The following is a 23,531-nucleotide window of genomic DNA, read 5'->3' on the forward strand; positions in this document are numbered from 1 at the left end:
AAGTCAAATTTAGAGCCTTTATTATTTCGTGAATAAAAAATCTAACAACCTTCTCAGCTGTTTTGATTACTTTAAAGCTTACACTAATATGTTCTCATCACTCATTCTTGATAGGTAAATTCGATATATCAACAAAATCTACTATCAAAGTATTGCTAATTTCAGCCCAAAACCAATAAAAATAGTACCAGCTATAGCTTCAATTTTACCTTTTTCTCTTAGGTACAACCTTCTAGCAGATTCATTGAAAAATATCACAGATACCAACGAATACCATAATCCAGAGATAATGCACAATGTGGCAACACATATAAGCCCAATAGCCAAAGAAGCATTTACCGGTATAGTTGCTGCGTACATACTTGTAATAAATACTACCGTCTTGGGGTTCAGTACATTCGTCAAAAACCCTGCTAGAAAGCAACTAAGAGCGGAACGATGGCGACTACTTATATCACTTACATGTTTTTCTTTCCTACTTAGTAGTTTGACCCCAATACCAATAAGATAAATACCTCCGAGTATCTTAAGATAAAAATATATTAATGGGAACGTACTAAATATCAATGCAATACCAAGAAAGCCTAACAATGACCATACAAAGGTACCAGTTACAATGCCCATTATAGTAAAGATAGACATTGATTTACTACCTTTGACTGCTGTGTAAACTACTAAAAAAAAGTTCGGCCCAGGTGATATAACAGCAACCACCCAAACTATTGATATAGATAATATTACATCTAAGTATAACATCTCGAACACCATTATTAAGTCAAGAACTTTGATAACGTAGGATAATCCCAACCCCTACCAAAACAAGCGTCCCCCCTGGGATAAACCATAAAGACGGAACTTCAGTTAAAATAACAAAAGCCATAGCACTAGCAAAAAGAGGAATCATTAGCGAAACACATGCACTTATCAATGGTGGTAGTTCTCTTGATACGATAGCAAACCCTATCGAAGGAAAACTAGTAGAGAACACGCCCAACATTACCAAAACTAATATTTGCTTACCATCTAAACTACTTAAATTACCATAATCTCTTTCATTCAACGTAAAAATCAGTAATACAATGCTCCCCAGAAAGAAAGTGAGAGCAGAGACTCCAATACTATCAGGTGAGGATTTCTTTTGGCTAAGACTGCGATATATAAATGAATATAACCCTACCAAAGCAGCTGCAATCATCGCCAATATATTACCAAACAATTGGTTGCTACTATTAACCATCAACATAGCATTAGGTTGCAAGACTATTACTAAGCCACTGATAGCTACCCCTCCTCCCAAGACCTCTAGGAAACATGGTTTCTTCCCAGATATAAAAGAAAACATCATCACATATATAGGAGTAATACTCAGCAATAAAGCTAATTCAGCGACAGAAGATAGTTGAAAAGCGGTTGTAGCGAGCAGGTAATAACCAATCATTAATAGCGCTAAAAAATACGCTATAGGCTCGGTTATTACCTCTATAAAACTATGCCTTACTCTACTTGAAAACAAAAATGTTGGTAGAAGGAACAAAAAGGCAAATAATAAACGACCTGCTGCAATAGAAAAAGGTGAAAGAGCAGGCAAAAAACGAATAAACACACCTGTCGCTCCCCATGCTAATGACGTGCATGCTGCGATAAAAAGGCATTTTTCTTTGGAAAGATTATTAGTCATCAGCTTTACCTATCAGGTACGTTGCTAGTTCACTATCTGTTTTTTTTTTGAGTTAACCCTAGCTATCATATGTGCCATTGTGCCCAAAAATACTTTACGGCACTATAGACAATAAAAACCAATAACTAAAATGACACATCAAATAAAGCGATATTAATAATGTGATATTTTGATGTATATAGTTAATTGTTTCAAAACCAATTGAATATCCACTCGGACAAAGTGATTAATCTTTCTATCTAAGAGTACAAGTTAACACTACTCAACTTAATACTCTTACAAAGGCGTATCTAGGAAGGACTTCATAAACAAGTACGAATCAAAACGACTAGTCGTTCGATGCTACAATTAATTGTAATTATCAATACTATCAATTAATGTGACGCTCTTTTGGCATAGGGTCGTGTTAATTAAATAAGTACAGTGTTATAATGGCCCGATTTCAGATAATAAGTGCGACATTCATGGGAAGGTGTAGAAGAGGAAGCCAACTGCTGAAAGTGGTACGCTCTTCTCGCCAAAGAAACAAGCAGTACTACCATGAATTATCAGCAGTTGACCGAGGGCAGAAGATACCAGATTTCTGCTCTTTTGGAACGGGGAATTTCAGTTTCTGAAATCGCTAAAACAGTTCAATGCCATCGCTCGACGGTTTATCGAGAGCTAAAAAGAGGCCGTAAGAGCAATCATTACTGTCCAAGCACGGCACAGATGGTGTCCATCACCAGACGGAGAGCTGCACTAAAATACCGAATTCCAAAGGAACGTGTTGACTTTATTCGTCTTCTTCTAGAGGCGGATTGGAGTCCAGAGCAGATATCCAACGTCTTAACGAAAGCCGGCGCAGCAGTCAGCCATGAGTGGATTTATCGTTTTGTTGCTAGCGACAAGCGCTCAGGCGGTAAATTATATCGCCACTTGAGGCAAGGCCATAAGCGGTATCGTCGCGGTAAAAAAGAGAAAGCTCCTGCGATTAAGAATGCCGTTTCAATTGATGACAGACCAAGCATTGTCGACAGCAGAGAGCGGTTTGGTGACTGGGAAATTGACACTGTTCTAGGTAAGCATGGTACAGGCGCAATGGTAACTATTTTAGAGCGTAAGACCCGGTTTTACTTGGTAAAGAAAGTACCATCTAAGTCAGCCGATGACGTTACCCAGGCGACAATAGAGCTACTCATGCCTTACAAGGAGCATGTGCATACCATCACCGCGGACAACGGGCGAGAGTTTGCAGGTCATGAAACTATCGCAAAAGAGTTGGAGGCAGATGTGTACTTTGCTCATCCCTATAGCTCTTGGGAGCGAGGTGCTAATGAGAATGCGAACGGCCTTTTGAGGCAATATGTGAAGAAAGGAACCGATCTATCGACGGTGACGGACATTGATATAGAGTTTGCTTTATCGCGGATAAATTATCGACCAAGAAAGTGTTTAGGCTTCAAACAGCCAGCCATTGTATTTACCAAAATGGCTTTAGCTGCTTGATATTGGAGAGTGTCGCACTTCGCAGTTGAATTCGGGGGTAACTAAGTTAATAAAGGTACTACAAAAGTCTTTGTGCCGATAGCTGGCAGTGTCAATAGCCTTTACCTGTGTAGATAAAGTTATGTTAAATAAAATTGTGGAAGAGTATCTCAATCAGATAGATTTGCAAAAGTATTCAATTGTCATACTCAACCCTCTCGATGAAGTTTCAATTATGTCGAATCTGTCACGTGGATGGGAGCAAGATTTCTTAGAAAGAAAAATGCACCTTCGAAGTCATCTTGTGTTAAATATTAAAGACCGAATCACACCTTTAAAATGGTCCTCCCTTAAGACTAAAAATACTGACCTATCATACTTCTCATCAAAATACAACATATACAATGGCGTGAGTTTTGCCATACGCTTAAACTATGATTTTATTATTTTCACTATGTACTTTAATCATAATGATGATGCTTTTATTGAGCTATACAGTCAGAATAAACATCAGATTTTTTTTGACATAATGAGTCTGTTTGAGAATCATTATGTCAAAAAAAATAAATATTCCCTCAGCAGACGTGAAAAAGAAGTATTTCACCTAGTGAAACTAGGGAAAACGTATGCAGAGTCTGCACTAATTCTCAACATTTCTGAAAGAACAGTAAGGTTTCATGTCAATAACATTCTCACTAAGCTGGATGTAACTTCTGTTCGTTATGCGATATACAAAGCAACTTCTGAAAGATTAATCTAGCAAGAATCAAATCTTCATAATATTATCTCAGCAAAGATACTAGATCAAAGTAGCTTCACTTTATCTCTTGGCTGGATGACAACAATATCTTATTTATGAAAAATTAATAGTGTCACTAAAGTCATGCACATAGACACTAGTACTAGCTTTTATTTCTCATTTTGATAAATACAGGAAATAGGGATATTAATGCACAACTAACAAGTAGTACTTTCCATCCTGATATTGCATAGATATAAGATGACGTAAAACCACCAATCGTACCACCGATAACAAAATTTATCATATAGCAGCTTGCAGCACTCGCTTCGTTTCCTTGGCAACAAGAAAAAATACCACGCTGGTTATTGATGTGTATTAACTGAATCATCGCATCAAAAAGGAGGGTAGCTGAGACTGTTATAGACAAGTGAGCCCCGAACAATCCCATCGCCAGAAAACTCACTGCGATTAACAGATACATTGCATTGCTCCTGTAGCGTAAGCGCCTCAGTATGCTGGAAGAGAAAAGTGCGGATGATGCTCCAGCCACACCAGTCAGGGAGAACAACCCAATCTGAAACTGATTAAGCCCGGAAGATGTTGTTAAATACATAGAAACATTGCTCCAGAAAGCGGAAAATAAAAACATGATAAAAAAACCATTGAAGCAGTGCTGCCTAATTGTCGTATTCTGTAAAAATGCACTGATATTTTGGTACAAAATACGCTTGTACGAGCTTTTCTTTACCCTATCTATTCTTTTAGTCTCGGGAAAATAAACAGTTAGAAAGCCCCCAGAAAGGAACATAAGTAGCGCGGAAAGAGCATAGACAGATTTCCACCCCCAAAACTCACTCATCATGCTTGATAGAAAGCGAGACATAAGTATACCAATCAAAACACCCGCCACTATTCTGCCAATATATTGTGTGTTTTCTTCTTGCTTATTATATTTACTTATTCCAGCAGTAATAAGAGGGATAGCTGATGTTCCCACTCCAATAAATACTGATGCAATAGACAAAGTGCGATAATTTACTGAAAAAAAGATACCCATTAATGATACAGAAGAAATAAAAAATAGCAGAGAGACTAATTTTCTATAGCTATAAAAATCCCCTAAAGGAGTCAAAAATAACAAAGATAGCGCATTACCAAATAAAGAAAGGGAGTATAGCATTGAAGCTTTCTCATAGGAGATGATTAAGTCATTAGTGATCAAGGGAACCAATGGTTGGACATAGTACATATTTGCTACGGTCAAGCCACATATTATCGGTATTATATACATTATCATTTCACTATCCTCTAATTGCAGCACCTCCCCCAAAAGTGCCTTATGCAGTTATACCGTTTTCAGCTTGAAATTAAACTGTCAAATGTGACAGGTTTGGCTACATACTTTGCTAAGCAGGCACTAAGACTAGAAGCAACAGTAAAATTTGCTGTATCGCTGCCAGTGTTGTGACCTTTTTATCGTCATGACTAGAGAAGATACCACTGTGAAGCATTCCCCTTCACGACATCCGTAAGGAACTTGAAGCCTCAAGCTAACGCTAGCTTATCTCAGCCGTTTTCATTGTATCCGTTCATCGGAATAACTTGATTCAAAAGGTATGCTAATAACATCAGGGCATGATTCGCTATCTACAAGCGCAGTATTGAACTTACTCTGCATGTCCATTGTTAATCGACCATGCTTTTAGCAGGTTTTGATCAGTCTATGAACTCTAACATACTAAGTCGTTCCAAAGCTTATTTTGCACATGATTGAGTTGAAGTTGTTTTGCTATCCAACTTTCTCCATAACAAAATTTGGTATTGACAGCCCATTAACCTCCATTTGTTGCTCTTTGATTATATCAAATCCGTAACGCTCAAAGAATGGTCGAGCAGTTAAACTGACACAAGAGTAATAACGTGACAAGCCTCTTGCTCTCCCAATATAAAATATCTGCTCCATCAATGCTCTACCGACGCCAATACCTTGATAGTCTTGATGACAGAAAAAATGGTCAATATAGCCATCTTGTTGCAAATCGGCAAAACCAACGACTTGACCATCAATCTCGGCAATAAATGGCTTAATGTCATCGATGCGCTTGGTCCAAGTATCCATATCCATGTTATCGGGAGCCCAAGCTATAACTTGCTCTGATGAGTAATCACGAATATTGATGTTTCGAATGGTCTGGAACTTTAAAGTCCACGTTACGTATGCATCTGTTCTTTCGTAATTTCGGATTTCTATCATGGCTTTTACTATTAGTTATTCGTTGGAAAGTACTCACCTTTTATACATGGGTACTTTCCATTTGTCAGCGCCGATACAAAAAAAGTACTGCATATCCGTTTTTAGATGGTATCTATTAATACTTTTTTGGACGGCATTCTATTGTAAGCCCTATGAAGTAGCGAAATTAATTGCTCAGAGTTGGTGAATTTACTTGACTGAATTTCTGTAATACTAATACCAGGAGTCCATGAATTCATGACCGCGGCACCTCGTAGTTCAGTAAGTCGCTCAAGGGTTATCGATTCACTACGCTGCGGAATACCAAGCTCAGTTAACTGTCTTTGCACTATTGCCATCATCGTGCCTCTGAGCATGCGTGCTCTTGGCCAGATAACGGTTTCGCCATCCCAAAAAACCAGATTCCATATAGAGCCTTCGGTGAGGTGACCGTTTTTATCTACAAACGCCGCATCATCAAAGCCCTGCTGCACAGCTTGGTGTAAGAAGTAGGTCTTTCCTATTTCTCCGACATGCTTAATTTCAGCAAGTGGTCTTTCATAGTTAATCGCTGCCAATCTTAGTGGACCTTTGGGACCATTCGCTGGTGAACTGGTGCGGATGAGTACTGCAGGATCACTGTCCATGCTGTCGACTGTAAATTCGCCTTTAGGCGAATACATGGTCACTGTGAGTGATTGGTCATCCAACCCACTTTCAACGGCTGAGTGAATGTAAGACCGCACGAGTTCATCAGGTAATGTTCTGCCAAATAGTGCCTTAGAAGCCTGACGTAACCTGTCTAAGTGTAGGTCTAATCCTTTTATCATTTTGTTTCGAACCTGCAGTGCGGTGAAGTGTGCAAATCCAGAAAATGCTAAGAGTGTCATTTCAGAGCTAGGTATCGACTGCCCATTTAGTAAAGTTTGGTCGGTGAGTGTTTTTATAGCCATAGTGTAATATCCTAGTTGAACAATTTTGTCGAGCCGTTAGCATAAACCCTCACAGTACTGTGAGGGTCAAGAGGTAAGCATGAAAATAGGCGAACTGTCCAAGCAAACGGGTGTAAGTATCCGCATGCTGCGTTACTATGAAGAACGTGGACTTCTCAAACCCAAGCGGACTGTCGCGGGGTATCGAGATTTTGCTCAGGGAGAAGTTCGCACGCTCGAGCGGATCCAACTACTGAGCTCTGCGGGTATGAACCTGACGACAATTTTACAGTTTTTGCCTTGTATAAGAGGCGATGAGCCTGTTTTTGAGCCTTGTGATGAGCTGAGAAAGCTATTGCATGAGCAAATTCAAATTGCCGATGAGAAAGCGGCCAAACTGGCAAAAAGCCGAGAAATACTGGATAGCTTTTTATTCGAGATTGAATCGCGCTGAATTAATATTAATTAATCTTGCTAAAGTGGCTCAAGGTTTGTCTTGCCTTATGCAAACAGTGACTGGTAAAAATAGAAGATTAAAGCAAATCCCTTGGTATTGGGACTTTTTACCAGAAGCAGTGTCAGCCGCACAATAGTTTAGGCTAGCTAGTAGCACTGATCATTTATTGCACAGCTAAATCACACCCAGAGATGATACCAGTCTAGTTGTTTATTCTCTCTAAAACCGATTTGACGAACGGTGATTTTTCTTTGCCATAAGATTCTTGCTCAGTCACACCGTTTGCTATTATGGATTTCTTGGACAACTCATACTTTTCCCTAGCAGCTGGGTCATTCAGCATATAATTTTTATATTGCACCTGCTTTTTGTGCTCTTCGCTCTCAAACTCAATAACATGAACATGCACTAAATATTCTTTCCCCTTAAATAGAACAGTACCGTCTTTTCTTGGTCTTTCTGGTGGAAATGGCTTATTACTGATTTGGTCTTGAAATCCTAAGTCTATTAGGTGATTGACTGCCAGGTCTAAGTCACCACTTTTGTACAAAACAGATAGATCGATTATACCTTTTCCTCCAACTCTAAAAGATGTAGAGCCAATATGTATGACCTCAACTTTATCTGTACTAACTAGGTTAATAATCGATTGAGCCACCTCCAGATAAGATGGAGTCCAAGGATTAAAACTAGCTTCAACCTTCCTATATTTAAGTATTTCCATAAGTAACTTTACTCTTTATTTTATAAGTGCTTTATCGCCTTACCAAGGTGTAGCTAACCTACTACTGAAAACAAACAAAGCTGCCTTAAACACTAAACCTAACCGAGTCCAAAATGCCAAAGATTAGCTGTCGCTCTTGAGCAATTTGCTAGATTTGTTGCTAGGTAGATCACGCAGTTTTCTAGCCGGGTTCCCTGCATAGATGCCTTGTTCAACGATGTCCTTTGTCACTACACTACCAGCCCCAATAACTACACCACTGCATATACTTACAGATAGCACTGTCGCGTTCGAACCAATCGTGACATTGTTGGCAATAACTGTGCGTTCCCAATGCTCAGGATCTGGATCGGGGGCTCCATCTTTAAATAGATCATTTGCAAACATTACTCCATGGCCGATAAAGCAATCGTTACCTATAGTTACATATTCACAAATAAAAGAATGCGACTGAATTTTGGTGCGCTCTCCAATTACCGTATTTTTCTGTACTTCGACAAAAGGACCAATAAATACATTGTTTTTCAGCTCACAACCATAGACATTTGACGGCTCAATGATAGTGACGTCTTCACCACAGATAATATCTTTAATTTGAGATTTCAATACTCTCGGGCTTCCCATTTAAACTCCAAAACCTAGCGCCCTGTCACGGAGAGGGCAATGTTATATTAAGTAAGTTGCTTATCATCTTACACGCTATACACAACGGATAGTAATAACGTCATGTGTTGCGAGTCACTTTTAACAACCAGCCAGACTTAAACCATGCTGCTATCACGCTTGATTCTTGACATCGACAATGAATACTGGTTGTATATACAGATGTTTGCTATCGAAATAAAGGATTATTGTGAAGCACTTTCGTATTAGCAGTGTCGGTTCAAACCTTTGCTATCAAGACCTTTTGGGAGATGGTACGCCGATAGTTTTCATTCATGGATTAGGATGCGCCTCATCCTTCGACTATCCAGCCGTTGCTACGACCCACAAACTCAACAACCATAGAAGAATATTGATAGACCTTTTGGGCTCAGGGTTCAGTGATAAACCGGAACTCTTTACCTACGAGATTAAAGCTCATGCTGAGTACTTACATGACTTCCTTGCTAGTCTCAAGCTTGGGAAGTTCTATGTTTATGCACATAGCATGGGTGGTGCCATCGCTTTAGAGCTTGCAAACTTGATGCTATCAGACATAAAAGGAATTATTCTATCTGAATCAAACTTAGATAGTGGTGGCGGTATGTTCAGCCGGAAAATCGCAGCCATGTCAGAGGAAAATTACGTCGCTTTTGGTCATGATGAGTTGGTTTCGCAAAGCCGAAACGAAGGTGACACATCTGCAACCTGCTGGTCTCTTAGTTTGACTAGTAGTCTTCCAAAAGCGATATATCGCCAGTCTGTATCGTTAATTAAAGGCAGCGACCCCAGCTGGAGAGAAATCTTATATTCACTTAGCATACCCAAAACCTACCTTTTTGGTAGTCAGTCTTTACCCGACGATGACTTGGAAGTATTGTCAAAGCATGGTGTACAAGTAGGTATAGTTCCTAACGCTGGTCACTCGATGGCATGGGAGAATCCACCGGGGTTAGCGGAGGCAATAGTCAATGCAATCAACTCGCAGAGCTCCAAATCACATTAATTTTTTTGTGTATGGGCGGACAACTTCACGCTCTACTTTTTAATTTTTAATCAGTCGGTTACGTGTTATACCGACGATCCAATCCTTTGCCACTTGTGCTGATTCAGGCCAACTCTACAGTATTTGTTGTCCAGATGTTTGACTCACTAGCGCATTTAATTCCACTGTGACATTGTGTTGTCTATCATCTCCGACAGTCATGTCGTTCCCTTTTTTTGGCTATAAATCCCTACTAATAATCGAATTATGGAAGCGGTTTGTGAGAAAGGGGTAGGAGTATCTGTCGATGAGAGTTGGTATAGTTGTCCACTAATCTCATGATAAGGACGACAAGAGATGGAAATCAGCAAGCTAAGTATAGGATATGTCTTAACATTTTTACTGACGATGCTCGGCTGTCAATCGACTCAGACACACGATCAGCCACAGGCAAAATCGACCACGTTGACTGAGAAGGCGAGCAATGATGTTGACGTAACTCTAGCCAACTCTGAATCTAAGCACGAATTTAACTGGGCTGGTACCCTAGTCAATCGCGTGCATAGCATCTTTTATCATCGCCATCTCAATCAAGATCTCTTACAATCCGAACGAGAAGAGAACTTGTTTAATAGTATTGTTGAAGTGCAGATAGACGGGCAGTGTTTGTTTACGGTAGCTGAAATCGAATCGTTGAGAGCACGCAGCCAATCTGAGATGTTAACAGATGCGCAAAACCGCCGATTTGACAGTGGTGACTGGCTTTTTCAACAAATTGATTTGCGCCACAGCGAGCAGTTAACCTACAAACTCGACGCCCTTGCTGGGCGTCAAGTGCAAACTGTAGGCATCGATAACCCATTATTAGATTGCTGGCAGCAGCAGCTTGCAGATGATCATAGCTGGCTGAGTAGGCTTGAAATGAGCAGTGAAGCGAGCAACGAATACCTTGTGGCAAACTATCAGTCACAACTCAACAAAATCGAGGCTCAAAGCCAAAAGTCACGCGCGCAGCGCTGGGCATCAGCATATGCCAAAGCATTTGGCAAGGACGATGGATATCTACCCGCTAATCATGTTGTTGAGCAGCCTAAGGAGCACGCAGGGCTCGGACTTTTACTCGTGGCGAACGGTTATGGAGCTGAAGTCATTGATACGCCATTTACGACCAGCCCAACGAATATCGTCCCTGGAGAGGTTGTGATCGCGATAGGCGATGACCAGCTCAACCTGACTCCCATGCTCAATCGACCACTTAAGGAAGTGGTAACTTTCCTTCGCGGTGAAGCTGGCAGTTCATTGACCCTATGGCTCTACAGCCCACAATCAGATCAGATTCGGATTGTCGAAGAAACTCGCCACCAGCCAGCGCGAAAGTCCACGTTGTCTTTTTCACTGAGTACAGACCAGCAAGTTGCCTTGGTGAAGCTTTCCTCAATGCCAGTGGGCGTATCGGATCAATTTGCTGAGGTTATTAAGCAACTGCGTCAACGCAGCATTAATAATTTAGTTCTTGATTTACGGGGAAATGGCGGCGGTACTCTCAGGGAGCTAACCAAACTGCTGGGCCAGTTTGGTCTTGAGGGCAAGGCTTATGCACTTCACCAGCCGAGTGAAGTATCATTTCAAGATATTGTTGTTGCCGAGACATCATTTGCTGGCAACGTAGTGGTGCTGGTGGATCACAACACCGCCGGTGAGGCTGAAATGCTAACGGCAACGATGCAGGATTATCATCGCGCGATGGTCGTCGGTGAAAGCACCTATGGACATGGGGTAGTACGTCAATATCGCTCGCTTGATCGTATCTACGACCTATTTGAAGATAAGCTAGGGTATGTGGCGTTGACTTTCGCCACCTTGCATCGCATTGATGGGACACCAGTGGATGGGTTGGGCGTCCAGCCCGATGTTCTGATACCGCAAACCCTCGACAAAGATCTGAGCCACAATACTACTCACTCTCGCAAAACTCATGGCACGAGTGCATTTAGTGGAGAGCATCAACAATTGACCAAGCTCGATGAGGGCTTAAGCCTATCCAATCATTCTGTTGAGGAAACTACCCAATTGGCGATTGATATCGCACGGACTTTAAATAAGATCTGATGGTTTCAAACTACGTACCAAATTCAGAGAATTTTGCGTGATTTATCTGTGTATAGGAGCTTGATTGAAAAAGAACGATTGATCCGCTCGTTGGTTAGTTCAGTGACAAAGTCACTTGATAATTAAGATACGACAGAAGTGCAAGCGTATTTTGATCGCTATATCAAGACATCCATATTAGGCTAAAGAAGATTACCGTCCTATTGACTCAACCACGATACCGGATACAGAGCAGAAAAAGAGTCAAATATCAGACAAAATCTATCATTAGAACCGTATTTCTGGTTATTGGGCAGTATCGCGCAAAAAGCTCTTCACCACTGCACTCGTCAGCGGAAATCGAGCTTGATAAATAGAAAGTTAAGCCGCTTTAAAGCATCGTCTGGCGACTCTAACGCCTTTCATCCGCTGCAGGCCATGATGCCCCTGATATTGACGCAAAGACTTTTCACCACCGATAGGTCCGGTGAACTCTTTTTCAAGCGAAACAATCAGTGTTTCCCAAATCGCTTCATCGATTCCTAGTCTGGACAAAATCGGCGGATAGAGCTCAGCTATGGCCCCACGCTTATCTTCGCGTATGGCGCGACCACTGAAATCCACCAGTGATAGGTAATCTTCAAGTCGGAACGGCAGCCCCTCTGGCATCTCCTGCCTAGGGTCACCAACAAAGGGAAATAAGGCTTCAGGTTGGCGCGGGTTGCAGCCGTCAGAATCCTGGAGAGTATCCACCCTAGCCTTGATACTGGTATATTCAGACTCTTCAGGAGTTGGTGCTATCTGGGCACGGACCGGGTTTAAGTCGACATAAGCCATACAAGCAACTAAAGCAGCTTCGTCAAGCAGCGCTTGCGACTTAAAGCGCCCTTCCCAAAATCGTCCAGTGCACCCCTCTTCTCTATTAGCTTGACGAGCGATGGCCTCATTGAGATTACGCATAAACCAGCTGATGTCATACAGACGCTGGCGATACACCTCAACAATATCCATAACCGCTTTCAATGATGCGTCATCAAGCTGCTCCCCACTAAGATAGCGAGCTGTTAGCAGCGTTCCTTTGTGCAATTGATGCCAACGCTCCAAGACCTCACGCGCACTCCAACTCAGAGCCGTTACCTGATTAACATGCAGCACCACGTGGGTATGATTACTCATCACCGCATACGAGCAAACATCAATGGCGAACACACGCGCCAACTTGAGCAAACGCTCTTCAACCCAACCCCGCCGATGTTCATAACTCTTACCAGTAATCTCATCAACACCACACAAATAGGCCCTGCGCACACAGCGCGAAACGCAGTGGTAGTAGGCCGTATCATCCAGACTAACTTGTTCAGCCGAGATTCCGCACCTTATTCAGGAATAAACCGCTTCATAGAACTTACCCAGTAAACTAAGCAGCCGAGTTTGGTGCTCTTGAAGCCCTGTAATGAATCGTTGGTCGTTAATATCTAAGGTATCTATTCCCTCGAACTTCAAGAAGACCCAGCGTGCAGTCGGTTTCGATGTTTGCTTGTTCTTAACCATACTCGGGAAAAACTCCTCGGTTTGTCCCAGTTGCTCTCTGATCTTGTGCTCTAAGCTGGCATAAACTAGCAGACTCAATGTCATTATCATGAGTAACGCTTCAATGCGTTGGGGCTTTTTCAAAAATATTGAAGAGGTCAAAAACTCGGGACTTTTTAGAAAACGGAAGCCACGCTCAACCTTTTGTTGAGACTTGTAGTGATCTAGAAGTGCTGCCATTGTCAGACTTTCGTTGCCGATGTCATTAGTGGCTAGAATGAACATGCCTACTTTGAGCTTTGCTAGCTTCACTTTTTCTAGGTCGGTGTACGGCACGGCCTCTATAAAATACTGATATCCTGAGGGTTCATCGCCTTTCTTCGGACGACCTGGATTGGCATAAATAGCAGCTTTGACGATAGCGGAGTGTTCAAAGCCTAGTAACAGGCACTGCGCCTTGAACTCCTTAAGCGCATGCTCAGCATCAGTATCGCATGCAAATGGCTTTTTACTGAGCTTGTTCAACGCTCTGATTTCTTTGGCGATGTTTTTCTCTAAGTTCTTGTAGAAGGTAATTTCTTCTCGTTTAGTTGCTTGCTCACTGTGAACCAACAACCACCGCTGAGCAACCTTGCCATAGTTTGAGTCTACCCAACATCCTGAATAGCCATCTACAATCTTACTTAACTGCTCTGGCTCTAGGCTAAGTAGTGCTTGTTTTGCTTGCTTGATAGTCATTGGAACACGGGTAATGAACTTTTGTTTTTGCTCATCAAGTGAGCAGATACTTTCTTCAGTGTATAGGGCTGCATCAGCGATAAAGTATCGACTATTCTGTGCCGCTTTTAAGCAATGGATATGATTACTAGTGACTTCAGCGAATGCCTTGGCATCATTGGTGTTGCCACTAAGCGCCTGCATATAAACAGGAAGGCCAGCTTGGTTTTCACAAATGAGCTCAAGAACCACCTGATTGAGCTCAGGACGATGATCTCGGCTATAGCCCTTCACTAACTTGATTGCCTTGGTATCTTCCTCGTGCGCATACTCACCATCAACGTGAAAGCTCGTGATATCAAGGTGTACAGAGTCGCTAGCGAGGCCAAGTTTATCGACCACACGTTCGGCGATGACCTGATAAAGCGCTGAGACATCGGCCTCATACAGCGCATCCAAGGTTCGGCCGAGTACATCATCGGTGAGATGGTGCGCTTCAATATCCTTAGCAAGCAACTTAGAGATGGGTTTGGTTTCAAAGAAGTCAGAGAACATATGCAATGTTCTACTGTGAAAGCCTAACCCATTGAGAATCATGGCTAAGACTGCATCACCATGGGAAACGTTGTGATTAGAGTACTTGGGAATGACTGAATCTATCATTTTTGATAGGCCAATCTCGTGACAAAATGCAGCAATGAGCCCGAGGTGATCCAAACGCTTAATAACAGGTTGCTGAGTAGGCATAGTTTAAAACCGTCAAATAACAGTAATAGATCAAACCTGCAGATCGCGGTCAAGATGTTATCATCCTTTTCACTGCTAAATGTTCACTGGATCACACTGTTTTAATTCTAAAATTAGGTGCGGAATGACGGGTTCAGAGCGAGCTTTAGGCATCGTGATTCTCCTGAGCGTTTAGCACTACTTCAGTGTAGGAGAAGGTCGATGACTTCACCAGCAATATGGGTGTCTAGATATCACATTTACGGATTGCCGCCTTGGCTGCCGTTATCATCAGAGGATGAGCCTCCACACCCTGTGACAAGTAAAGAGGTAAGAAGAACAGTTAATATTTTTCGCATAATCATATCCTTATGTTTTTATTCCAGCTAATTTAAATAAAAATGATGACAAGTTTTTCAGACTTTATATGTTTAAATGCTAAAGGCAAAACAAGGACCTTAGGTCAAGCAAAAGAACGTACTAACCTATCTATTAGGTACTAATCAGTACAAACCCTAACGCTTTAATATCGTGCTAGCGTGAGATAAAAAACTGACCGCCTTCTGAGAAGGCGGTTTTGCTTTGAGCCCCCTATAAGGGGGCGTGCGATGTGGTTAGTCTATCTTCATCTCTAACTGAGCCTCGTGCTCCAACTCTTTCTTCTCTTGGTGTCGAACATACCTTCGAATAATCTGCTCGTTGACACCAATCGTGTCCACAAAATAACCTTTGGCCCAAAAATGATTGCCCCACAATCGTTTCCTTATGTGGGGAAACTTGTTGAACAATCGAATTGCAGCCCTCCCCTTCAATACCCCCATTAGAGTCGATATCGACACTTTAGGCGGCACTATTGCTACGAGATGAACGTGGTCTGCTTGGATACTCAGCTCTAGGACTTCGCAATCTTTCATATTGCACAAAATGTAGATTGACCGGTAAAGCTCTTTGGCTACATTACCTTTCAGAATCCTAAACCTATACTTTGGCGTCCATACAATATGATATTTGCAACGCCAATACACATGTGATGAACTTCTGTAGTCGCTCATGTTATTTGTTTCCTCTTACTTGTGGTGAATAAGAGACTAACTTTTAACATGGGCACTCCTTCGGGCAAGAGCCCAAAGGGACAATCACCACCGCCCTAGGCGGTGGTTTAGGGCCGATAATAAAATATGGAATGGGTAACAAATTTCTGAGTGCCTTGCTATTTAATGCCGTAATTCACCCTATTTCATTGTTTTTGTTCTGCGTTAAGCACAAGGTGTCTAGATAAATCACACCAAAAATCAGAGCTTTTAGCAGATTAATTATAAAATCTCATTAGATAGTCATAGCTATATAAACACAATCCTAGTTCAAAGTGTAGCGCCACCCGAGCTATTGCAATTATGTTGCACTTTATGACTTAAGGTGTAAATGGACAACAACTTAGGCTCCAAATTGTATTAATAGAGCCTAAGCTACAATTCAATTTAGTCCGGTTCTCTGTGTTAGAAGTGGTAATTTAAACCAATACTCAGAAAATCAACATCCTGCTCGATAATCGTGTATTCAGCTTCAACACTGAACTGACTAAACTTATAACCCAGGCCAAGGCCTAATGAAATACCAGAGTCAGACATAGAGATGCTTGCAACCTCGATATTCTCACTCAAGTAGCCAATTTTACTCTTTAAGTACAGATCTCCTTTGGTACGATAGGCACCATAAATAGCAAACGTCGTCAGATCGCCTGAGGCAGACATGAGATCAAAGTCTGTTTTGGTATATTCTAGCTCTAGAGCCAAACTCTCAGTAAAGGAGTATCCCCCCATAATACCAAACGGAGTCTTGGTATTATATGCAGAGATATCAATATCCATACTACCTGTTTTTAGGCCAACATATGCACCTTGCCCTGTACTTACTTCTTGTGCAAATGTTGCTGCCGAAAAAGATAGCATGCAACCTGCAACGACTAATGAGCCAATTTTATTCATAGTATAAATCCTTACTATACAATCAATTTATGGAATATATAAATATTAGTTAGCGATAATTATTCACTCAGAAACAGTAACAACTGAAAAAGTGCTAATTACGACAGTCCGTTTATAAAAGCAGTTACTCTATACAATCTGTCCTCTTAATTGTTACACATAAACCACCCGAACAAGTTTGTTAGCTGAAAGGATAGATTCATGGTCATTAAGGAAAATTAATGTGCTTCTAGTCAATAGCAATATAATTACATATATTTTATGGAACGTAAGTCATAAAACTCAAAGATATACATGGAAATTATAAAAATGTGACGAAAGGCGTGTAAATTAGTGATAATAAGTGACAGCTCTGTAACTTAAAAAGCACTATATAATCTTAGAGTGGGAGCGCAAGATGGTATGTAACTCAATTGCAATTACATTTAGATATTAATATTTAAGCTAAAGAAGATTACCGTCCTATTGAGTCAACAATGATACCGGATACAGAACAGAAAAAGAGTCAAGTATCCGACAAAATCTATCATCAGAGTCATATTGCTGGTTGTTGGGCAGTATCGTGCAAAAAGTTCTTCACCACTGCACTCATCAGCGGAAAATCGAGCTTGATAAATGGAAAGTTAAGCCGCTTTAAAACATCGCCTGGCGATTCTAACGCCTTTCATCCGCTGCAGGCCGTGATGTCGCTGATATTGACGTAGAGACTTTTCACCGCCGATAGGTCCAGTGAACTCTTTTTCACACCTGTAATATGGGTGTCACGATTATACCGCATACGAGCAAACATCAATGGCGAACACACGTGCCAACTTGAGCAAACGTCCTTCAACCCATACCCGCCGATGTTCATAACTCTTGCCAGTAATCTCATCAACACCACACAAATAGGCCCTGCGCGCATAGCGTGAGACACAGTGGTAATAGGCCGTATCATCCAGACTAACTTGTTCAGAGCGAGCTTTGGGCATCGTGAATCTCCTAAGAATTGAGCACTACTTCAGTGTAGGAGAAGGTCGATGACTCCATCAGTAGTATGGGTGTCTTTATATCAATTTATATCATTACTTTGATATCATTATTTTTAGTTCGCTTATTTTAGATAACTATCGATAGTTATCCAAAATAGCATCTATAAATACTCGCATAGTCGCGGTCTTATAGTTGTCTTGACGATAAACTAGGTTGAAGTTTCTTGATATGGTATCGAAGTTCGGGAGAACTCTTATTAACTTTCCCTGACTGATTTCATTCACAACTATCAGCTCAGGTACCATCGCGATTCCGAAGCCGCGTAAAGCACAAGAGACTAGAGACCGGCTTTCGTTTACCTTCAACTTTGGCTCAATTGGAATTTTGATTTTGGTGTCTTGATGATAAAAAAACCAATTATTGCACTCACTGTAAGTAGTCATAATATGCCCTAGGCACTGGTGATCCAAAAGATCTGCAGGTTTTTTCGGTTCACCATGTTTTATGAGATAGGAGGGAGATGCACAGCATACCAGTTTGTAATCAACAAGCTTCCGTGCGATCAGATTTGAATCTCCTAATTTTCCGACTCTAAAAACAAAGTCGTAACCTCCAGCATATAAATCGACTATCTCGTCAGCGAGGTGCAGGTCAACATAGATATCAGGGTACTGACGCATAAAGCTAACCAAAAAATCAGTCAGGCTGAAGGCACCAAAAGCTCTTGGAGCACTAATCTTTAAGCGTCCTCTAGGAGAGCTAGTACTGACATCGCTTAGTCGCTCAGCTTGTTTCACATCCTCTAAAATCCTCCTACACCTGACATAATATTGTTCACCAAACTCCGTTAGCGTATGGTTGCGTGTTGTACGTCGTAGCAGAGTTGCACCCAACATGGCTTCTAGATTGGATACATGCTTAGCTACCATTTGTTGGGAAATCCCAATAGCGTTACCTGCTGCGGTAAATGATCCTTGCTCGACGGCTTGAGTAAAAGCAGCCATTGCACTCAACTTGTCCATATTCACAACTGTCTATTGTTACTGTTTACATATTTGGTGTATTTATCACCAGTTTAACTGTAAATACTATGTCACTTCTACTTGAAGAGAATCAATAACTAATGGGGTGATTTATGAAAATTGGAGTAGTTGGCGCGGGAAACGTTGGTAAGTCTGTAGCAAAGTTATTCATCAAACATCAGTTTGAAGTAATGATTGCTAACTCTCGAGATCCTAGTTCATTATTTAGCTTGGGAATGAGGATTCCGAAAGCAAAACTAGGAACTGTTCGTCAGGTTTGTGAATATTCAGATATAATTTTCCTAGCGATACCACTTATAAACGTAACTCAACTAACCGCAGATGACTTCGCAGGAAAACTTATCGTAGATCTCAACAACTATTATCCAGCTCGTGATGGTGATATCGCAGGCTTATCTACCTATGAAATCAGTACTGCTGAATTTGTCGCAAATAGACTATGCAAATCCACTATTGTAAAGGCATTCAATAACATCTTAGCAGAACATATTTACCAAGACGCTCGACCGAAAGGCAGTCGTGATAGGCGTGCTCTGCCCGTTGCCAGTGATGACGGTGAAGCTAAAACGACAATTATGTCCTTAATGGATAAGTTGGGTTTCGATCCACTTGATGGAGGAACGTTGGCAGAAAGTTGGCGTTATGAAAGGGGTAAACCAGCCTACTGCTTTTCTTTAAACTACAGTGAGATGAAAGATGCTTTAGCAAAAGCAGAGAGGCATATAGAACTGCCATTAAGTGCGTGGGATAGTCTTAGATAAGAGGCCTAATTTTAACTCACAGTAATGACTTTACAGTCAGGCTGTAAACTGAAGTTCAGATTAGGCCGTGTATTAGAGAAGCCCGCATCAGTGACTTGTCAGTTACGCTAAGTGGCTTTGGGGCATAAACAATTTATGCCCCTTGCTAAGCTCCTCAGTAGGATCGCGTTGCTTTACCCTGATACGATTTCTTTAATTGCTTTTTGATATGACTACAGCTTGAGTACCCACCCTAACCACTCTTCCACCATTTTTATCAGTGTATAAGCTTGCCTCTTCAGGAGTAGAAAACCAAAGTACTGGATAGCCAGCATTTTTCAACTCAATGCTACTGGGAATTATTGAGCCATTTGGTTCGTTGATTAACTTCTGTTTGAAATCAGCCCAGCAAAAACTTCCATTCTCGATTGCAAGCATATTTAGCAAATGCTTGCGTTGGATAATATCTACGCTTTGCTTAAGTTGAATTAATGAAATATTTGTCAGTACATTGCTATTAAGTAGACGTCGGAGTACCGGTAGTGATTGGGCAAGGGATTTTGACTTTGCAGCCCTATGTAACACTTTTGCTTCTCGGAGCCACAAATTTAGATCTGGGTTTTCTTGATGACGCATATCGTCCTCCTTCAATTCAACCTGCTCGCTGTCGGTTGTGGGATGATACGCAAGAAAGCGCTTGCTAGAGATTGGTTGTAAATTGGTACTATCGTTTTTGCGAGATAGGCATCCAATCTGCCTATCGGATAAGGTTACTACCATGGACCTGGTTTTTCAATACGACCAAATCAAATACCATCGACAGCGTGTCAGCCTCTCGAACTGTTTTGCTTCAATGTTTCACACATGGCTAAGGCGCTTTAATTTGACCAAAGTGAGCTTTAATACTGGCTTAACCATCGAATCAAACGCGGCAAGGCGTGCTAAACACATGATATTGAAAGCAATCGGGCTCTAGAAAGTAGCTGGCAGGAACATGTACACTACGCTCTAGCCTAGTGCACTGTCCTATGAGAAAGTCCTAGAAATGATGTGTTTGAGTGAATACTCTCGCTAGTGCCGATATTTGGCTTTATGACTGATTCAGGGTATCAAACGCCTGCATCACCTGCTGACAAGTCATCACTCGGCCATGCCCCTGCCCTTGCGTTGCCACTAGTGTCACGTTGTCCATCTCTCCTGCAGCCTGGACAGAAACCGCAAAGCTGGCAAACTTATCTTGCTCATCATGGACTATGATCGTCGGCGCACTGCGTGAAGCCAGTTTTTGGTACGGGTCGACCGAGTGAAGTGGATAGTGATAACGCTGCTCAAGATCACTAAGAACCTCATTAAACAAGCGCATCGAGTATCCAGAGCGGGCGACACTGCCAAACAGGTTTTCCACGTAGTTCAATACGGGAGCAATCAGCAGCAGTGGTACCGATTGAAGTTTTTGATGATGACATTCCAGCGTCGAGGCGGTGCCCATGCTGTGTGCCACCACACCCACGACATCATCCACACTATCGAGAATCGACTCTAATCCGTTCACAAACGCTGGGATATGACCAAATGCACCCTCACTCTTGCCGTGGGCAGGGTGATCATAGGCCAGCGCCGTAAATCCCTGTTTGGCGATATGCTCCATCAAAGGGAAGAACTGACTGGCACTGCCTGACCAGCCATGACTCAGCACCCATACCGGACCTTTGCCTAACGAGTAGGTGGTCAGCGCGCCCTCTTGGCCTGCAACACGGCCTATCACCAAACCCTCTGGCTGGGCATTCTTAGGCTCAGTTCTTACTGGCGTCAGGAACAGCTTATGAGCAGTTTTTTTGGCATGTTTGGGCGCAATTCTGTGGTGCAGGCGCGTGGTAACGTTGATCATGCCACGACGCAGGCTGAAACGATTGCCAGTGTTAAAGTAGATTTTCTCACTCATTAATTGAATCCTATTACTTGCGCGAATGACTTACCGCGAATTGAGTGTCTTCAGGCTAAACGGAGATTACGACACAGTTTTTTCCAGAAAGCAAACCTGACAGTGCAGCCACAATCGGCTCTTTTTGTACGACAATTTAATACCCAAGCCCAATCGCCTATGTCAAAATAACCACTGTTTTCCTCCTCCTACAGTGAAATACTATGCTCGAACAGCTGATTTTTTCTGCTTCTGTTACCGGCCCTATCTGCCTTATGTTGGTGATGGGGGTGCTTTTAAAACGAGTGGGTATGATCCACGACGCCTTTATTGAGAGTGCGTCAAAGTTGGTATTTCAAATCACCCTGCCCACCATGCTGTTCTTAAGTATCGTTAATGGCAACTTTGATTTGGGCGGCAGTGGTACCCTGATTGTATTTGGCTTTATCATCAACACGCTGGTGTTCCTGCTCAGTATCTTGCTCAGTAAAGTTGGGTTGCCTAAGCACCCAGACCACGCCGTGGTTGTTCAAGGGGGCTTTCGCGCCAATACTGCGATTATTGGACTGGCCTATATGGCGAAGTTGTTTGGTGATGAGGGGATTGCGCTTGCCGCACTGTACGTCGCTTCTACCACACTGCTATACAACATTCAGGCGGTTTTGATCCTCACACCGAAAGGAACAGGCAAAGGCAGCATTGCAACAATTAAAGATATTCTGAAAAACATCACCAAAAACCCGCTGATCATCGGCATTGTTTGTGGTCTGGTAGTCAAGATTATTAATATTCCCGTTCCAATGATGGTCATCGATACGGGTAATTACTTTGCCAGAATGACACTGCCACTGGCACTGCTGTGTACGGGCGGCTCGCTAAATCTCAGCGCGCTAAAGCAAGACCAGAAACCAACCTGGTTTTCCTCCAGCATTAAGCTGGTGATAGCGCCGTTGTTTGTTACCATCAGCGCCTATCTGTTTGGCTATCGTGACATGGAACTGGGGCTATTATTCCTAATGAGCTCAGCACCCACAGCTGCGGCAAGCTATGTGATGGCGCGCTCTATGGGCGGCAATGCCACCTTAGCGGCAAACATTATTGCTCTAACTACGGTCGCTTCTATCATCACCTGTACGCTTGGTATCTTCATCCTCACCAACCTCAACCTGATCTAGGTTTACATTGTAAATAGCACTGCCATGATGATAAAAAAGCTCCGGTCTAGGAGCTTTTTGCTAATGATGAATTGCTAACTAGTCTAGATAGTCTAAACACTCAACCAAGCGATGAATGGTGGGCGCTTTAAAAGGGTTGTCGTTAGTCAACGCATCATGAGCAAAGTACAAGGTCCTCATCTTAGCTCGAACCCCGGCCTCAACCCCCGCCATCGAATCATCGATAAACAGGCACTCATCGGCCTGATAACCCATCTTGTCCATCACGTAATACAACAGCTCTGGGTCTGGTTTCCAAGACTGAGCATCAAACGCACTATAGATACGACCGGTAAAGTCCTTCTCCAAATCAGTGATTGCGAGAGTAATCGCCATTTTCTCTTGCGGCGCATTAGAAGCAATACACATCGCAATACCGCGCTGCTTGAGGGTCTCAATCACCTCTCGCACCCCGTCAATCGGCTCAAGATATTGCTCAAACAAGGTATTGCAGTTCTCGCGATAACGGCGGATCAACGCCTCAACATCATACTCATGCCCTGGGCAGTGCTGGTCCAAAATAGCATTAAACACCACATTAATGTGGATGCCCTGAAAACTCTCTTTTACCCACTGGTATTCAATCTGTATCCCAAGCTCTTCCATGGTGATACAGATGGCTTGTAAACACAGCTTTTCACTGTCAATTAATGTGCCGTCACAATCAAAAATGACGCACTTGATAGCTTGTTCTGACATCGATTTTCTCTTTTCCTTGATAATACAGCCCTATCT

At 42.2% G+C, this 23,531-nt stretch carries 23 protein-coding genes; 7 read left to right on the top strand and 16 right to left on the bottom strand.

Features of this window, described 5'->3' with window-relative positions; genetic code table 11:
* Nucleotides 1–144: 144 nt before the first annotated feature.
* Both ACZ5R2_RS16550 and ACZ5R2_RS16555 read right to left on the bottom strand, forming a co-directional pair.
* Nucleotides 145–756, bottom strand: a complete 612-nt coding sequence (locus ACZ5R2_RS16550) for a LysE family translocator (protein WP_464903476.1) — start codon at nucleotides 754–756, stop codon at nucleotides 145–147.
* A 19-nt stretch (nucleotides 757–775) separates the two neighbouring features.
* Nucleotides 776–1,678 carry a DMT family transporter gene (locus tag ACZ5R2_RS16555; protein ID WP_464903475.1) on the bottom strand — a complete coding sequence of 301 codons (903 nt, stop codon included), beginning with the start codon at nucleotides 1,676–1,678 and terminating at the stop codon, nucleotides 776–778.
* A gap of 540 nt (nucleotides 1,679–2,218) precedes the next feature.
* Between ACZ5R2_RS16555 and ACZ5R2_RS16560 the strand changes: the two genes are divergently transcribed.
* Both ACZ5R2_RS16560 and ACZ5R2_RS16565 read left to right on the top strand, forming a co-directional pair.
* Nucleotides 2,219–3,166: an IS30 family transposase gene (locus ACZ5R2_RS16560; RefSeq protein WP_464899512.1), complete on the top strand. Its 948-nt coding sequence runs from the start codon at nucleotides 2,219–2,221 to the stop codon at nucleotides 3,164–3,166.
* Nucleotides 3,167–3,287: 121 nt separating this feature from the next.
* On the top strand, nucleotides 3,288–3,905 hold the full coding sequence (locus ACZ5R2_RS16565; protein WP_464903474.1) for a helix-turn-helix domain-containing protein: 618 nt from the start codon (nucleotides 3,288–3,290) through the stop codon (nucleotides 3,903–3,905).
* Between the two features lie 142 nt (nucleotides 3,906–4,047).
* Here ACZ5R2_RS16565 and ACZ5R2_RS16570 read toward each other — a convergent pair whose 3' ends face one another.
* From ACZ5R2_RS16570 to ACZ5R2_RS16580, 3 genes are all read right to left on the bottom strand, one after another.
* Nucleotides 4,048–5,184 (bottom strand): MFS transporter, encoded by a 1,137-nt coding sequence (locus ACZ5R2_RS16570; protein ID WP_464919461.1) that lies wholly within the window; start codon nucleotides 5,182–5,184, stop codon nucleotides 4,048–4,050.
* A 492-nt stretch (nucleotides 5,185–5,676) separates the two neighbouring features.
* Entirely contained in the window at nucleotides 5,677–6,141 is a 465-nt protein-coding gene (locus ACZ5R2_RS16575) for a GNAT family N-acetyltransferase (protein WP_464903472.1), read from the bottom strand.
* 101 nt (nucleotides 6,142–6,242) lie between these two features.
* On the bottom strand, nucleotides 6,243–7,073 hold the full coding sequence (locus ACZ5R2_RS16580) for an aminotransferase class IV family protein (RefSeq protein ID WP_464903471.1): 831 nt from the start codon (nucleotides 7,071–7,073) through the stop codon (nucleotides 6,243–6,245).
* Between the two features lie 79 nt (nucleotides 7,074–7,152).
* Between ACZ5R2_RS16580 and ACZ5R2_RS16585 the strand changes: the two genes are divergently transcribed.
* On the top strand, nucleotides 7,153–7,506 hold the full coding sequence (locus tag ACZ5R2_RS16585; RefSeq protein WP_464903470.1) for a MerR family transcriptional regulator: 354 nt from the start codon (nucleotides 7,153–7,155) through the stop codon (nucleotides 7,504–7,506).
* 205 nt (nucleotides 7,507–7,711) lie between these two features.
* On the opposite strand, the gene ACZ5R2_RS16590 is transcribed toward ACZ5R2_RS16585, so the two are convergent.
* Together ACZ5R2_RS16590 and ACZ5R2_RS16595 are read right to left on the bottom strand one after the other, a co-directional pair.
* Nucleotides 7,712–8,233 (bottom strand): GrpB family protein, encoded by a 522-nt coding sequence (locus ACZ5R2_RS16590; RefSeq protein WP_464903469.1) that lies wholly within the window; start codon nucleotides 8,231–8,233, stop codon nucleotides 7,712–7,714.
* A gap of 123 nt (nucleotides 8,234–8,356) precedes the next feature.
* On the bottom strand, nucleotides 8,357–8,857 hold the full coding sequence (locus ACZ5R2_RS16595; RefSeq protein WP_464903468.1) for an acyltransferase: 501 nt from the start codon (nucleotides 8,855–8,857) through the stop codon (nucleotides 8,357–8,359).
* A 229-nt stretch (nucleotides 8,858–9,086) separates the two neighbouring features.
* On the opposite strand from ACZ5R2_RS16595, the gene ACZ5R2_RS16600 reads away from it, so the two are divergent.
* On the top strand, nucleotides 9,087–9,881 hold the full coding sequence (locus tag ACZ5R2_RS16600) for an alpha/beta fold hydrolase (protein WP_464903467.1): 795 nt from the start codon (nucleotides 9,087–9,089) through the stop codon (nucleotides 9,879–9,881).
* 336 nt (nucleotides 9,882–10,217) lie between these two features.
* Nucleotides 10,218–11,969: a S41 family peptidase gene (locus tag ACZ5R2_RS16605; RefSeq protein WP_464903466.1), complete on the top strand. Its 1,752-nt coding sequence runs from the start codon at nucleotides 10,218–10,220 to the stop codon at nucleotides 11,967–11,969.
* Between the two features lie 360 nt (nucleotides 11,970–12,329).
* On the opposite strand, the gene ACZ5R2_RS16610 is transcribed toward ACZ5R2_RS16605, so the two are convergent.
* The 6 genes from ACZ5R2_RS16610 to ACZ5R2_RS16635 form a co-directional block, all read right to left on the bottom strand.
* Nucleotides 12,330–13,241, bottom strand: a complete 912-nt coding sequence (locus ACZ5R2_RS16610) for a transposase (RefSeq protein ID WP_464919462.1) — start codon at nucleotides 13,239–13,241, stop codon at nucleotides 12,330–12,332.
* An 87-nt stretch (nucleotides 13,242–13,328) separates the two neighbouring features.
* Complete coding sequence (locus ACZ5R2_RS16615; RefSeq protein ID WP_464899543.1) at nucleotides 13,329–14,942, bottom strand: IS1634 family transposase; 1,614 nt, start codon at nucleotides 14,940–14,942, stop codon at nucleotides 13,329–13,331.
* A gap of 593 nt (nucleotides 14,943–15,535) precedes the next feature.
* Nucleotides 15,536–15,973, bottom strand: coding sequence for an IS200/IS605 family transposase (tnpA, locus tag ACZ5R2_RS16620; RefSeq protein WP_464903464.1), 438 nt, complete (start codon nucleotides 15,971–15,973; stop codon nucleotides 15,536–15,538).
* Nucleotides 15,974–16,417: 444 nt separating this feature from the next.
* Nucleotides 16,418–16,906, bottom strand: a complete 489-nt coding sequence (locus ACZ5R2_RS16625; RefSeq protein ID WP_464903463.1) for a porin family protein — start codon at nucleotides 16,904–16,906, stop codon at nucleotides 16,418–16,420.
* 767 nt (nucleotides 16,907–17,673) lie between these two features.
* A complete protein-coding gene (locus ACZ5R2_RS16630) occupies nucleotides 17,674–17,877 on the bottom strand; it encodes a hypothetical protein (RefSeq protein WP_464903462.1) in 204 nt (67 codons plus the stop codon).
* 135 nt (nucleotides 17,878–18,012) lie between these two features.
* Entirely contained in the window at nucleotides 18,013–18,900 is an 888-nt protein-coding gene (locus ACZ5R2_RS16635; RefSeq protein WP_464903461.1) for a LysR family transcriptional regulator, read from the bottom strand.
* Between the two features lie 113 nt (nucleotides 18,901–19,013).
* Here ACZ5R2_RS16635 and ACZ5R2_RS16640 point away from each other — a divergent pair, with 113 nt between their 5' ends.
* A complete protein-coding gene (locus ACZ5R2_RS16640; protein ID WP_464903460.1) occupies nucleotides 19,014–19,682 on the top strand; it encodes an NADPH-dependent F420 reductase in 669 nt (222 codons plus the stop codon).
* A gap of 192 nt (nucleotides 19,683–19,874) precedes the next feature.
* On the opposite strand, the gene ACZ5R2_RS16645 is transcribed toward ACZ5R2_RS16640, so the two are convergent.
* Both ACZ5R2_RS16645 and ACZ5R2_RS16650 read right to left on the bottom strand, forming a co-directional pair.
* A complete protein-coding gene (locus ACZ5R2_RS16645; protein WP_464903459.1) occupies nucleotides 19,875–20,297 on the bottom strand; it encodes a hypothetical protein in 423 nt (140 codons plus the stop codon).
* Between the two features lie 454 nt (nucleotides 20,298–20,751).
* Nucleotides 20,752–21,603, bottom strand: coding sequence for an alpha/beta hydrolase (locus ACZ5R2_RS16650; protein ID WP_464903458.1), 852 nt, complete (start codon nucleotides 21,601–21,603; stop codon nucleotides 20,752–20,754).
* Between the two features lie 203 nt (nucleotides 21,604–21,806).
* On the opposite strand from ACZ5R2_RS16650, the gene ACZ5R2_RS16655 reads away from it, so the two are divergent.
* The gene (locus ACZ5R2_RS16655; protein WP_464903457.1) at nucleotides 21,807–22,757 is read left to right on the top strand and encodes an AEC family transporter; all 951 of its coding nucleotides are present in this window, start codon (nucleotides 21,807–21,809) and stop codon (nucleotides 22,755–22,757) included.
* Nucleotides 22,758–22,835: 78 nt separating this feature from the next.
* Here the strand turns inward: ACZ5R2_RS16655 and ACZ5R2_RS16660 are convergent, their stop codons facing one another.
* Nucleotides 22,836–23,495, bottom strand: a complete 660-nt coding sequence (locus tag ACZ5R2_RS16660; protein ID WP_464903456.1) for an HAD family hydrolase — start codon at nucleotides 23,493–23,495, stop codon at nucleotides 22,836–22,838.
* Nucleotides 23,496–23,531: the final 36 nt, after the last annotated feature.

This window comes from Vibrio sabulosilitoris (assembly GCF_055391395.1).

What these genes read in the sequence shown, in the direction of transcription:
- ACZ5R2_RS16575 (WP_464903472.1), bottom strand. Translation starts at nt 6,141, where the DNA reads ATGATAGAAATCCGAAATTACGAAAGAACAGATGCATACGTAACGTGG.
- ACZ5R2_RS16570 (WP_464919461.1), bottom strand. Translation starts at nt 5,184, where the DNA reads ATGATAATGTATATAATACCGATAATATGTGGCTTGACCGTAGCAAAT.
- ACZ5R2_RS16650 (WP_464903458.1), bottom strand. Translation starts at nt 21,603, where the DNA reads ATGAGTGAGAAAATCTACTTTAACACTGGCAATCGTTTCAGCCTGCGT.
- ACZ5R2_RS16585 (WP_464903470.1), top strand. Translation starts at nt 7,153, where the DNA reads ATGAAAATAGGCGAACTGTCCAAGCAAACGGGTGTAAGTATCCGCATG.
- ACZ5R2_RS16590 (WP_464903469.1), bottom strand. Translation starts at nt 8,233, where the DNA reads ATGGAAATACTTAAATATAGGAAGGTTGAAGCTAGTTTTAATCCTTGG.
- ACZ5R2_RS16625 (WP_464903463.1), bottom strand. Translation starts at nt 16,906, where the DNA reads ATGAATAAAATTGGCTCATTAGTCGTTGCAGGTTGCATGCTATCTTTT.
- tnpA (WP_464903464.1), bottom strand. Translation starts at nt 15,973, where the DNA reads ATGAGCGACTACAGAAGTTCATCACATGTGTATTGGCGTTGCAAATAT.
- ACZ5R2_RS16615 (WP_464899543.1), bottom strand. Translation starts at nt 14,942, where the DNA reads ATGCCTACTCAGCAACCTGTTATTAAGCGTTTGGATCACCTCGGGCTC.
- ACZ5R2_RS16560 (WP_464899512.1), top strand. Translation starts at nt 2,219, where the DNA reads ATGAATTATCAGCAGTTGACCGAGGGCAGAAGATACCAGATTTCTGCT.
- ACZ5R2_RS16630 (WP_464903462.1), bottom strand. Translation starts at nt 17,877, where the DNA reads ATGCCCAAAGCTCGCTCTGAACAAGTTAGTCTGGATGATACGGCCTAT.
- ACZ5R2_RS16565 (WP_464903474.1), top strand. Translation starts at nt 3,288, where the DNA reads ATGTTAAATAAAATTGTGGAAGAGTATCTCAATCAGATAGATTTGCAA.
- ACZ5R2_RS16640 (WP_464903460.1), top strand. Translation starts at nt 19,014, where the DNA reads ATGAAAATTGGAGTAGTTGGCGCGGGAAACGTTGGTAAGTCTGTAGCA.
- ACZ5R2_RS16645 (WP_464903459.1), bottom strand. Translation starts at nt 20,297, where the DNA reads ATGCGTCATCAAGAAAACCCAGATCTAAATTTGTGGCTCCGAGAAGCA.
- ACZ5R2_RS16660 (WP_464903456.1), bottom strand. Translation starts at nt 23,495, where the DNA reads ATGTCAGAACAAGCTATCAAGTGCGTCATTTTTGATTGTGACGGCACA.
- ACZ5R2_RS16655 (WP_464903457.1), top strand. Translation starts at nt 21,807, where the DNA reads ATGCTCGAACAGCTGATTTTTTCTGCTTCTGTTACCGGCCCTATCTGC.
- ACZ5R2_RS16555 (WP_464903475.1), bottom strand. Translation starts at nt 1,678, where the DNA reads ATGACTAATAATCTTTCCAAAGAAAAATGCCTTTTTATCGCAGCATGC.
- ACZ5R2_RS16605 (WP_464903466.1), top strand. Translation starts at nt 10,218, where the DNA reads ATGGAAATCAGCAAGCTAAGTATAGGATATGTCTTAACATTTTTACTG.
- ACZ5R2_RS16550 (WP_464903476.1), bottom strand. Translation starts at nt 756, where the DNA reads ATGTTATACTTAGATGTAATATTATCTATATCAATAGTTTGGGTGGTT.
- ACZ5R2_RS16595 (WP_464903468.1), bottom strand. Translation starts at nt 8,857, where the DNA reads ATGGGAAGCCCGAGAGTATTGAAATCTCAAATTAAAGATATTATCTGT.
- ACZ5R2_RS16635 (WP_464903461.1), bottom strand. Translation starts at nt 18,900, where the DNA reads ATGGACAAGTTGAGTGCAATGGCTGCTTTTACTCAAGCCGTCGAGCAA.
- ACZ5R2_RS16580 (WP_464903471.1), bottom strand. Translation starts at nt 7,073, where the DNA reads ATGGCTATAAAAACACTCACCGACCAAACTTTACTAAATGGGCAGTCG.